Genomic DNA, 11,789 nt, shown 5'->3' with positions numbered 1-11,789 from the left:
GAATTTAAATTTTCAGTATATGGGTTAGTGATTTTTTTATTGCCGATGCTTATTAACATAGTGTATTTTTTACTTCTACCTAAAAATATTGAGGAAGAAGCTTCTAATCAAAATAAAATTTTAGAATCTATTAGCTGTGTTTCCAGTTATGTATTTTATTTTTGTATCTATATGGATGAATAATTATATAGCTTTAGCTATAATGATTTTGTTTGGAATTGTGCATTTTAAGATATCTTATGAAAATTTATACATAAATAAAAATAATTTAGAATAGTAAAATCCAATTTTTTTAATTTATTTCAAAAATATACAAGAAAATATTGAAATTAAAAAAAATATGTTTTAATATACCTATAGGGGGTATTTTTAAAATGAGATATTTTCTAATATAAATAAATTGATAAATTAAAGAGGAGGAAATCTTATGGACAGTACAATCAAAGAAACCTACAAAGTCGAAGGTATGATGTGTGCAGCTTGTGCCAAAGCAGCTGAAAGAGCAGTCAGAAAAATCGACGGTGTAGTAAGTCAAAATGTAAATATAGCTACAGAAAAATTAACTGTAGAATACGAAGCTGATAAGGTAAATTATGAAATTTTATCAAAAGCAATAGAAAAAGCAGGCTACAAGCTTGTAAAAGAAGAAAACATAAAGAAAATCGAGCTTACAGTTCACGGAATGACTTGTGCAGCTTGCTCAAAAGCCGTAGAGAGAGTAACTAAAAAACTAGATGGAGTCAAGGAATCCAGTGTAAATATAGCCACAGAAAAGGCTACAATTTCTTACGATCCATCTAAGGTCAGATTATCTCAAATCACAAAGGCAATAGAAAAGGCAGGATATGAGCCTATAACAGAAGAAAACAAGGAGACTGTTGACGAGGATCAACAAAGAAAAGAAAGAGAAAAAAACACTCTATTTAAAAAATTCATAACTGCAATTTGCTTTGCGATACCTCTATTTTATGTAGCTATGGGGCCTATGGTTCCAAGTCCAATCGGACCTTGGCCACTTCCAGACATTATAAGTCCAGATACTCATATAATAAACTACGCGCTTATACAAATTGTACTCGTAGTTCCTATAATGTTAGTCGGATATAAATTCTATATAAACGGGTTTAAATCACTTTTTAACGGAAGTCCTAACATGGACACTCTAGTTGCAATAGGTACATCATCAGCGTTTATATACAGCTTATACACTACTATAAATCTAATAAATAACTCAGGTGCTTCAATGGCTGAGCATATGTCTCACCACCATCAGCTTTACTTTGAAAGTGCCGGTATAATAATAGCTTTAATACTTCTTGGTAAGTTCTTAGAATCTAGATCAAAGGGAAAAACCTCTGAAGCCATCAAAAAGCTAATGGGACTACAACCAAAAACAGCTATAATTTTAGTAGATGATAAAGAGGTAGAGGTTTCAATAGACGAGGTTTTAGTCGGCGATATAGTAGTAGTAAAGCCGGGAGAAAAAATACCTGTAGACGGTAAAATTGTATTTGGACATACATCAATAGACGAATCAATGCTTACAGGAGAAAGTATGCCAGTTGAAAAGACTATTGGAGACAGCGTGACAGGTGCAAGTATAAACAAAAACGGTCTTATTAGATTTGAAGCTACAAAGGTAGGAAAAGATACTGCACTAGCTCAAATAATAAAGCTTGTAGAAGACGCACAGGGAACAAAAGCTCCAATTGCCAAGCTTGCAGATACTGTGGCGGGGTATTTTGTACCTACAGTTATATCTATTGCAATAGTTGCAGCACTACTTTGGGCATTTGTAGGCAAACAAAATACGACTTTCGTGCTTACAATATTTATATCAGTATTAGTAATAGCTTGCCCTTGTGCACTAGGACTAGCAACACCTACAGCTATCATGGTAGGAACAGGTAAAGGTGCCGAAAATGGTATACTTATAAAAAGCAGTGTTGCTCTAGAGCTTGCACACAAGGTAAACACAGTTATATTTGACAAAACAGGTACAATAACAGAAGGAAAACCGAAAGTTACAGATATAATAACATTTGGCAATTACCAAAAAGACTATATATTAAAGCTATCAGCTTCAGCAGAAAAAGGCTCAGAGCATCCACTTGGTGAAGCTATAGTTAAATATGCAGAAGAAAATAAAATAGATTTAATAAATGTAGAAAAATTTACTTCAGTAACAGGTAAAGGTATAAAAGCAGTTATCGACAGCAAAGAAGTAAATCTTGGAAACATAAAAATGATGGAAAGCTTAAACATATCTTTAGACATAGTAGAAAATAAATACGAAGAATTATCAAAACAAGGAAAAACACCTATGTTTATATCAATAGATAACGAACTAGCTGGAATAATCGCAGTAGCAGACGTCGTAAAAGAAAGCAGTAAAAAAGCGATAGATCTTTTACACAGCCTAGGTATAAAAGTAGCAATGGTAACAGGCGACAATAAAAACACAGCAGATGCAATAGCAAAACAAGTAGGAATAGACATAGTCCTAGCTGAAGTACTTCCAGAGGATAAATCAAACGAGGTTAAAAAGCTACAAGCAGAAGGCAACTTCATAGCGATGGTTGGAGACGGAATAAACGATGCACCAGCTCTTGCAGCGGCAGACATAGGTATGGCAATAGGAAGTGGAACAGATGTTGCAATAGAATCAGCAGATATAGTTTTAATGAAAAATGATTTAATGGATGTTCCAACAGCAATCAAGCTTAGCAAGGATACAATAAGAAATATAAAACAAAACTTATTCTGGGCATTTGGATACAATACAATAGGAATACCGGTAGCAGCAGGAGTTCTATACATATTTGGAGGTCCTCTTCTAAATCCTATGATAGCGGCAGCAGCGATGAGCTTAAGTTCTGTATCAGTAGTATCAAATGCATTGAGACTGAGAAAGTTTAAACCATACAATTAATTGAACATAAATATATTTAGGAGTCCCCAAAATTTGGGGGCTTTTTAAATATAATAAATTAAAATAAAAATACAATAAAATAAAACAAAATATTCAAAAAATAGAAAACATATTATGATATAATATTTCTAAAGGCAAAAATGAATATTATATTACACAGGTCTTTTTACGATTTTAGGAGGTTAAATGATGGAAGTGAATATATTAACAGTAGAAGATGATTATAAAAGCCAGCAGCTATTAAAAGAATTTTTGACCTCAAATGGTTATAAAGTAGACTGTGCAGAGGATGGTTTAGAAGCGATTCAAATGTATAAAGAAAATTACTATGATTTAGTTCTTTTGGATATTAATATACCTAATTTAGATGGATTTTCTGTTTGTAAAATGATTAGAAAGGAATCAGATATTCCGATTATATTTGTAACTGAACTCAGTAGCGAAAAGGATCAAATAAAAGCATTTGATTTGTTGTGTGATGATTATATAATAAAACCATTTTCTTATAATTTATTAATTAGAAGAATTCAGGCAGTTCTTAGACGAGCTAAAATAGATAAAAGGGAGTCTTATATAACATTTGAAAAAATAAAATTAAACTTAAAGACGTATTCTGTAGAGATAGAAGATGACATTATAGATTTGACGCTCAAAGAATTTAAGATTTTAAAGGCGCTTATTGAAAACTATCCTCAGGTTGTAACTAGGGAAAAATTATTAGACAGTATTTGGGGATATGATTATTTCGGCGACACTAGAATAGTCGATGCGCATATTAAGAATATAAGAAAGAAAATCGTTTTACCGTATATAAAAACAGTAAAAGGAATAGGATATACTCTTAAAAAAGATATTTAGTTTTATAAAAATTTATTCCTCTTTATAAATATTTTAAATTATTTTTGGAAAAATAATAATAGTATTATAAGGAGGTAGTAATATGACTAGTTTTAAAAAGCATATGGAAAATATGAAAGAGGATCTAAAAGAAGGCATGCAAAAGGTAGGACATAGTGTAAAGCATACAGCGATGGATTTAAAAGACGAAGCTATGGGAATAATGCAAAATGTAGAAGACAAAAAAGATGAATTAATGGAAGAATATAAAGAAGAAGAATACAGAAGAAGTATGGAGAGACAGGCTAGAGAAGAAAAAAAAGATAATTCTTACAAATAAAAGCCTACTCAACCAAAATCAACAGCTCTTTTATTAGCTAAATGTTGAGATATTATAAATTATAAAAGCTATGAGTCGAAATTTTTATAAAAACGATTCATAGTTTTTATTTTGAAATTTTAATTGTACTCATATAATAAACGGAATTAAATTATATTGTATCAGTACAAAATATAAAAAATGTAAAAATATAACAATTATATCGCGAATTGTATTATAATCAAAATATAATTTTTTTGGAGGTAGTACAATGGAGAATATTAAAGGAAATAAAAATGTATCAGTTAAAACAAAAAATTTAGTCACAGCGGCTTTAATGGCGGCTATAACTTGTCTAGTTACAGGATATATACTACATATTCCAGTTGGAAATGGGGGATATGTACATGTAGGAGATGCGATTATATACTTGAGTGCGTCAATACTTCCTCTTCCATATGCTTTAGTCTGTGGTGCAATAGGTGCAGGTCTTGCTGATTTTACAACAGGAGCTTTTATCTGGGTTATACCTACAGTGATAATAAAACCAATTTCAATTTTGTTTTTTTCAAGTAAAAGTGATAGAATAATAACTGTTAGAAATGTAATTGCTGCTTTTTTAGGCGGAGTAATAGGAAGTGCACTTTATATGCTAGCTGAAGGTATTCTTTTTGGAAATATGAAGGCTGCATTTGTGCTTACAGGAATTGGTTTAGTACAACCTGTTGGAAGCTTTATAGTGTATATAATATTAGGGGTTGTTTTAGACAAAGTAGGATTTAAGAAATTTTATATGGAATAATCTCGATTTAAAGAAGCAAAGCAATAAATAAAGTAAAAATTTATTAGAAATATGCTAGATAAGGAGAAAGGTATGACATTATTATATCCAATAAGAAATAGCTTATATGTAAATATAACAAATCTTTGCTGCTGTAAATGTGTATTTTGCATAAGAAATATTACAGACAGTGTAGGTGGCAGCGACAGTCTTTGGCTAGATCACGAGCCTACAATGGACGAATTAAAACAAGAATTAGAAAAATTCGATTTAGATGATTATGAAGAAGTTGTATTTTGTGGATACGGCGAACCTCTTATGAGAATAAACGAGGTAGTTGAATTTGCTAAATATATAAAGAGCAAAAAAGATATAAAGACAAGAATAAACACTAATGGACTTGCTGATTTAATTCACAAGAAAAAAACAGCTGTACTACTTAAAGATGCTATAGACAGCGTGTCAATAAGCTTGAATGCTCCTAATAAAGAGGTTTATTTAAAGGTTACACAACCAGCATTTGGAATTAAATCATTCGATGCAATGCTTCAATTTGCTAAGGATTGTAAAGCTTGTTTGAAGGAAGTGTGTTTTTCAGTGGTAGATGAAATTTCTGATAAAGAAATACAAGAATCTCAAGAATTAGCTGATTCACTAGGCATACCACTTAGAGTAAGAGTAAAAAATGGATAAAAAATATATAAATAAGAAATAATAAAAATAAATTAATAAAAACAAATAATATAAAAGTATAATATATATGATTAATAGTATACAAAACTCTCTCTTATTTAAGAGAGAGTTTTAATTTTATTTTAAAAAGTACTAAAAACGAATAATATTAGATAAAGTATAACATTTTATATGTATTATTGACTTTTTTTATCAAATAATTTACAATAATATTCGTAATAATAAATTAAATAGGAGGTATTATTTATGAATCAAGAAGCAACATTTATGCAAAAGTTATTTCCAATACTGACTAATAAAGACGCTGACAAAAAAACAGAGATGATGGCTGGTCTTACAACTTTCTTGACAATGGCTTACATAATAGCTGTCAATCCAAGTATTTTATCTGAAACAGGTATGCCAGCAGGGGCATTAGTTACATCTACATGTCTAGGTGCTGCGATAGGATGTTTCATAATGGGATTAATTGCAGATATGCCTTTCGCTTTAGCATCAGGTATGGGACTTAATGCATATTTTGCTTATACTGTAGTATTAGGTATGGGTGTAAGTTGGGAAGTCGCATTGACAGCAGTATTTGTCGAAGGTATTATATTTATAATCTTATCATTATTAAAAGTTCGTGAAGCTGTAGTAAATGCAATTCCAAAGAACTTAAAACTAGCAGTTTCAGGTGGTATAGGATTATTTATAGCCTTTATAGGTCTAGTAAACTGTGGTTTAGTAGTAAACAACGATGCTACATTAGTATCAATGGGAAGCTTCACTCCAGCTGTAATAATAACTTGTGTAGGCTTAGTTATAACAGCAGTTTTAAGCAAGAAAAATATAAGAGGATCTATATTAATAGGTATAGTAATTTCTTCTTTATTAGCTTGGGGATATGCTCTTATAAATCCAGAGGTTGCAGCTAATCTTGGAATTTATCTACCAAGTGGAGTATTTAAATTTGAATCTCCAGCTCCAATAGTAAACAAAATAGATTTTGGATATATAACTCATCCAGATAGTATGTTCCAATTCATAACAGTATTGTGCACATTCTTATTTGTAGACTTCTTCGATACAGTAGGTACTGTAGTTGGGGTTGCTTCAAAGGCTAATATGGTAGATGAAGATGGAAAAGTTAAAAATGTAGGTAGAGCATTACTTGCAGATGCTTTTGCAACTACTATAGGTTCTTGGTTAGGAGTTTCAACTGTAACAACTTATGTTGAAAGTTCAACAGGTGTACTTGAAGGTGGAAAAACTGGTTACACTGCAATAACTGTAGGTGTATTATTCTTAATAGCTATGTTTTTCTCTCCAATATTTATAGCAATACCTTCTTGCGCAACAGCTCCAGCGTTAATTTATGTTGGATATTTGATGTTGAGTGCAGTTAAGGATATAGACTTCGGCGATATAACTGAAGGTGTGCCAGCATTTATGGCAATAGGTGGAATGGCTTTAACTTATTCTATAGGTGATGGTTTAACATTAGGTGTTTTATCTTATGTATTTATAAACGTATTATACAACTTAATAGCTAAAAAAGAAGATAGAAAACATGTATCTGTAGTAATGATAATTTTAGCTATTTTATTTATACTAAAATTATGGTTTATGTAGTATAATAATACTAGAGATTCTAGTATAATAGTATATGAAAAAAGTGGTGCTTTTATACCAGTATTGATAATTACTGTATGAGGGCACTATTTTTATGTTATAATCTAGTAGTAGATTTTTGATATAAAATAAAGAAAATGGGAATAATTAAAATGTATTGCTGATATAAATTTTATTTTAAGTAAAGGAGATAGAATGAGAGAGGTAGAATTATTAGCACCTGCTGGTGATTTAGAAAAGTTAAAGATTGCTTTTATTTACGGAGCAGATGCAGTTTATATAGGTGGCGAGATTTTTGGTATGCGTTCTGCTGCTAAAAATTTTTCAAAAGAGGATATGATAGAAGGGCTAGAATTTGCTCATAATATGGGCAAAAAGGTCTTTGTAACAGTTAATATTATACCGAGAAGTGATCAGCTAGACAGTTTAGCTGATTATATAAAAGAGCTTGATGAAATAGGTGTAGATGCGGTTATAGTAAGTGATGCAGGAGTGTTTAACATAGTCAAAAGAGTAGCTCCTGATATGGAGATACATATAAGCACACAGGCTAGTACATCTAATTACATAGCTGCTAATTTTTGGTATGAGCAAGGTGCGAAGAGAATTGTAACGGCTAGAGAGATGTCGTTTGCAGAGACTAAGGAGCTTAGAGAAAATACACCTCGTGATTTAGACATAGAATCATTTATACACGGAGCTATGTGTATGAGTTACTCTGGGAAATGCGTAATAAGTAATTACGCGACAGGTAGAGATGCCAACCAAGGCTCTTGCGCTCAGTCTTGCAGATGGAAGTACAACTTAGTTGAGGACGTAAATGGCGATTACGAAAATGTGCTAGACGATGAAGATTATCAATTTTTCTTCAATACAAAGGATTTATGTATGATAAAATATATTCCGGAAATATTTGACAGTGGAATAACTAGTCTAAAAATCGAAGGTCGTATGAAAACTGCTTATTATGTGGCTACAACTGTAAGAGCCTACAGAATGGCTATTGATGAATATTACAAGGATCCAGATAACTGGAAATTCAATCCGATGTGGCTAGACGAACTTAAAAAAGGAAGCCATAGAGATTACTCTACAGGATTTTTCCTAGATAGACCAGGCAAAAATTCAAACAACTACGAATCAGCTTCATATATAAGAAATTACGATTTCATAGGAATTGTAAAGGAAGTCTGTGACGATGGATATTTAATAGTAGAACAAAGAAATAAAATGTCTGTAGGTGAAGAGATAGAGGTAATAGGACCTTACAAGGAGACTATGTTTACAACTATCTTAGAGATGTACAATGAAGATGGGGAGCCGATAGAATCAGCGCCTCATGCAAGACAAATAGTAAAAATGAAATTAGGTATAGAAGCCTACGAAAATTATATACTTAGAAAACCGATAATAAAAGGTTAGGGAGGAAAAAATGTTATTAGGAAGAAATAGTAAATGCTGGTGTGGCAGCGGCGAAAAATATAAAAAATGCCACATGGAATTCGATGAAAAATTAAAACAATTCGCTAGAGAAGGTTACGAAATACCTACTAGAGATATGATAAAAAACGCAGAACAAATTGAAAAAATAAAAGAAAGTGCGAGAATAAACACAGCTGTTTTAGATGAAGTCGAAAAACACATAAAAGCTGGAATGACTACAGAAGAAATAAATACTATAGTTCACGATTTTACAGTTGCAAATGGTGCAATACCTGCTCCACTTGGATTCTGCGGATATCCAAAGAGCGTTTGTACATCAGTAAACGACCAAATCTGCCATGGTATACCATCAGAAGACGTCGTATTAAAAGACGGCGATATAATAAATGTAGACGTATCTACAATCTACAATGGGTACTACTCAGATGCATCTAGAATGTACATGATAGGTGAAGTCAGTGAAGAAGCTAAAAAATTAGTACAGGTAACTAAGGAGTCTATGGAACTAGCAATATCAAAGGTTAAGCCTTGGGTTCCAATGGGTGTAATCGGAGCAACTATCCAAGAATATGTTCACAAACACGGATATACAGTAGTAAGAGAATTTGGTGGACACGGTATAGGTGTGGAATTCCACGAAGATCCATTTGTATTCCACTATGGATACGAAGATGAAGGCGTGATAATGGTTCCAGGTATGATGTTCACTATAGAGCCTATGATAAATCAAGGTGGATATGATTTATATATAGATCAAAATAATGGATGGACATCTTATACAAAGGATGGAAAGTTATCTGCTCAATGGGAAAATATGATATTAGTAACTGAAGATGGTTGTGAAATATTAACTTATTAATCTGAAAGGGTCTGTATTGAAAAATACAGGCTTTTTTATTTGTTTACTAATAGGAGTATTACAGCTAGAGCTATTGTAATTATGTTTAAGGATTTTGTGATAAATTTTACGGTTTTATTTATAAGTTACTTGGTCGGAAGGTCTTTGTTGAAAATTTGTCGGTATTAAGAATAAATTAATACAAGTTATTACAAGATTTTTATCACAAAGAAATTAAACATATTAACAATAAGACAAGTTTGGTAATTGTATTGTTGATTTTGCAAGGTTTGTGGTAATGTATTCCAATTTGCGGAAATTCATATAAAAATGGAAGAAATATGATAAGATATTAAAAGTGAGTAAAATTTCATTTGTTGGACAAAATAGATATATAAAAAATGAGGTTATTTAATTTAATAGGTAATATGACAGCGGAGGAGAAAATGAAATCAAAAGTAGCAATTATTGGAACAGGAATGGTTGGAATGAGTTATGCTTATTCTATGGTCAATCAAGGAATATGTGAGGAGCTCGTTTTAATCGATATCAACAAAGAGAAAACAGAAGGTGAAGCGATAGACCTAAACCACGGATTGAGCTTTGCACCTAGAAAGATGAAGATATATTCAGGTGATTATGCTGACCTTAAAGATGCGGCATTAGTTTGCATCACAGCGGGTCCACCGCCAATTGAGGGCGAAACTAGATTAGATACCTTACATAAAAGTATAGGTGTTATGAAAAATATAATAGGAAGCATCAAAGCTTCAGGATTCGATGGAATAATATTGATAGCGACAAATCCAGTAGATATTATGACTTATGCAGCATGGAAATTATCTGGATTTGATAAGTCGAGAGTAATAGGTTCAGGAACTACACTTGATTCGGCGAGACTTAGATCTGCACTTGCTGATAAATTAGATATAAATCAAAAGAATATCCACGCATATGTAATAGGCGAGCATGGCGATTCTCAGTTTGTACCTTGGAGCTATGCGCTTTGTGGAGTGCAGCCGATTTACCATATGGCTTCTAAGAATAAGGGGATAAGCTTTGAAGAGCTAGCCGATATAGAGGATGAGGTTAGAAATATCGCTTATAAGATAATCAAAGCTAAAAAGGCGACTTACTACGGAATAGGTATGTCGCTTGCAAGGATTACTAAGGCGATACTTGAAAATGAAAATAGTATTTTAAGTGTATCTGCTTATTTAGATGGGCAGTATGGTCATGATGATGTTTATATTTCTGTGCCTAGTGTTATCAATAAGGATGGAGTTAGAGAGGTTATCGAGCTGCCACTTGATAAGGGTGAGAAGGAGAAGTTTGATAAGTCTGTCGTTGTTATGAAGGAGAATATTGGGAAATTGGATTTAGAAAATAATCTAAAATAAAAATTTAATAGTCGAAGAAAATGAGCAAATATCTAAGTTAATTATGGTGTTTAGCTCATTTTTTTATTTCGATTAAAATGTGAATTATCATTATATCAAACTAAAACTTTGCTATAATTTTATATATAGTTAATTTACAAAATGGGAGATACAAAATATGAAAATATATAGAGGAACCATAATAACGTGTGATAAACATGATACAGTTGCTAGTTATTTGGTTGAGGACAACGGTGAGATTTTATTTGTGGGGGATGAACTAGACGATAGATATTTAGATAATGAAATAATCGATATTAAAGATAAGGCGATAATTCCGACATTTGTAGATAGTCATATTCATTTTGCTAGCTTTGCGACGTTTCATTCTGGATTAAATGTAATGGAGGCTGCTAGCAACCAGGAGTTACTAAGGATGTTGAAGGAATTTGTTAAAAATACGAAAGAGAAGACGATTATCGCATTTGGAGCATCGCCACACAGTGTTAGGGAAAAAAGGCTTGTGACGAGAGAAGAGCTCGACAGTGTATGCAATGATAGGCCGATTTTTTTAGTAAAATACGATGGGCATGCGTGTGTGTTGAATTCGGCTTTGCTAAATAAGGTCAAAGATAAAATAAAAAATCTGAGGGGATATCACGAGGATACTGGTGAAATGAATCAAGAGGCGTTCTTTGCAGTTTCTGATTATATTACTAATTCTATATCGATAATAAATTTAATAAAAAATATGCAAAATGCCGTAGATTATCTAGCGAGCAGGGGAGTTGCGCATATTCACAGTGTGAGTGGCGTAGGTTTTATAAGGGATTTAGATGTTGACTTGGAGAGATGGTTTGCAAAAGGGCTTGACAATGGGATTGATTTAAGAGTATATTTTCAAACTATGAATGTCAAGGATGCTGTGAAAAGGAAGCTAGATTGTATAGGAG

General features: G+C 32.1%; 11 protein-coding genes. All 11 read left to right on the top strand.

The genetic code is table 11. The annotated features are described in order from the left end of the window. Positions 1-183, top strand: a 183-nt coding sequence (locus tag ACI3VO_RS13960) for a hypothetical protein (protein WP_439758502.1), incomplete at its 5' end; no start/stop codon positions are given. Between the two features lie 244 nt (positions 184-427). Then, entirely contained in the window at positions 428-2,932 is a 2,505-nt protein-coding gene (locus tag ACI3VO_RS13955) for a heavy metal translocating P-type ATPase (protein WP_439758501.1), read from the top strand. Positions 2,933-3,121: 189 nt separating this feature from the next. Then, the gene (locus tag ACI3VO_RS13950; RefSeq protein ID WP_439758503.1) at positions 3,122-3,790 is read left to right on the top strand and encodes a response regulator transcription factor; all 669 of its coding nucleotides are present in this window, start codon (positions 3,122-3,124) and stop codon (positions 3,788-3,790) included. An 82-nt stretch (positions 3,791-3,872) separates the two neighbouring features. Continuing rightward, complete coding sequence (locus ACI3VO_RS13945; protein WP_439758500.1) at positions 3,873-4,109, top strand: hypothetical protein; 237 nt, start codon at positions 3,873-3,875, stop codon at positions 4,107-4,109. Between the two features lie 250 nt (positions 4,110-4,359). Continuing rightward, positions 4,360-4,890, top strand: coding sequence for a TIGR04002 family protein (locus ACI3VO_RS13940; RefSeq protein ID WP_439758499.1), 531 nt, complete (start codon positions 4,360-4,362; stop codon positions 4,888-4,890). Between the two features lie 72 nt (positions 4,891-4,962). Then, entirely contained in the window at positions 4,963-5,562 is a 600-nt protein-coding gene (locus tag ACI3VO_RS13935) for a TIGR04100 family radical SAM protein (RefSeq protein WP_439758498.1), read from the top strand. Positions 5,563-5,808: 246 nt separating this feature from the next. Continuing rightward, positions 5,809-7,176 (top strand): NCS2 family permease, encoded by a 1,368-nt coding sequence (locus ACI3VO_RS13930; protein WP_439758497.1) that lies wholly within the window; start codon positions 5,809-5,811, stop codon positions 7,174-7,176. 195 nt (positions 7,177-7,371) lie between these two features. Beyond that, entirely contained in the window at positions 7,372-8,598 is a 1,227-nt protein-coding gene (locus ACI3VO_RS13925) for a peptidase U32 family protein (protein WP_439758496.1), read from the top strand. Between the two features lie 10 nt (positions 8,599-8,608). Next, positions 8,609-9,478, top strand: a complete 870-nt coding sequence (locus ACI3VO_RS13920) for a methionyl aminopeptidase (RefSeq protein ID WP_439758495.1) — start codon at positions 8,609-8,611, stop codon at positions 9,476-9,478. 425 nt (positions 9,479-9,903) lie between these two features. Further along, positions 9,904-10,857, top strand: coding sequence for an L-lactate dehydrogenase (locus ACI3VO_RS13915; RefSeq protein WP_439758494.1), 954 nt, complete (start codon positions 9,904-9,906; stop codon positions 10,855-10,857). Between the two features lie 157 nt (positions 10,858-11,014). Further along, positions 11,015-11,789: amidohydrolase family protein (locus ACI3VO_RS13910; protein WP_439758493.1), on the top strand; the 775-nt coding region annotated here is incomplete at its 3' end.

This window comes from Intestinibacter sp. (genome assembly GCF_051866655.1).
GTDB lineage: Bacteria > Bacillota > Clostridia > Peptostreptococcales > Peptostreptococcaceae > Intestinibacter.
Note: the sequence above shows the minus strand (reverse complement) of the source record. Positions and strands in the feature narration are given on the sequence as shown.

Bases quoted from the DNA above. Each gene is read 5' to 3' on its own strand.
- ACI3VO_RS13955 (WP_439758501.1), top strand. From the start codon at position 428: ATGGACAGTACAATCAAAGAAACCTACAAAGTCGAAGGTATGATGTGT.
- ACI3VO_RS13950 (WP_439758503.1), top strand. From the start codon at position 3,122: ATGGAAGTGAATATATTAACAGTAGAAGATGATTATAAAAGCCAGCAG.
- ACI3VO_RS13945 (WP_439758500.1), top strand. From the start codon at position 3,873: ATGACTAGTTTTAAAAAGCATATGGAAAATATGAAAGAGGATCTAAAA.
- ACI3VO_RS13940 (WP_439758499.1), top strand. From the start codon at position 4,360: ATGGAGAATATTAAAGGAAATAAAAATGTATCAGTTAAAACAAAAAAT.
- ACI3VO_RS13935 (WP_439758498.1), top strand. From the start codon at position 4,963: ATGACATTATTATATCCAATAAGAAATAGCTTATATGTAAATATAACA.
- ACI3VO_RS13930 (WP_439758497.1), top strand. From the start codon at position 5,809: ATGAATCAAGAAGCAACATTTATGCAAAAGTTATTTCCAATACTGACT.
- ACI3VO_RS13925 (WP_439758496.1), top strand. From the start codon at position 7,372: ATGAGAGAGGTAGAATTATTAGCACCTGCTGGTGATTTAGAAAAGTTA.
- ACI3VO_RS13920 (WP_439758495.1), top strand. From the start codon at position 8,609: ATGTTATTAGGAAGAAATAGTAAATGCTGGTGTGGCAGCGGCGAAAAA.
- ACI3VO_RS13915 (WP_439758494.1), top strand. From the start codon at position 9,904: ATGAAATCAAAAGTAGCAATTATTGGAACAGGAATGGTTGGAATGAGT.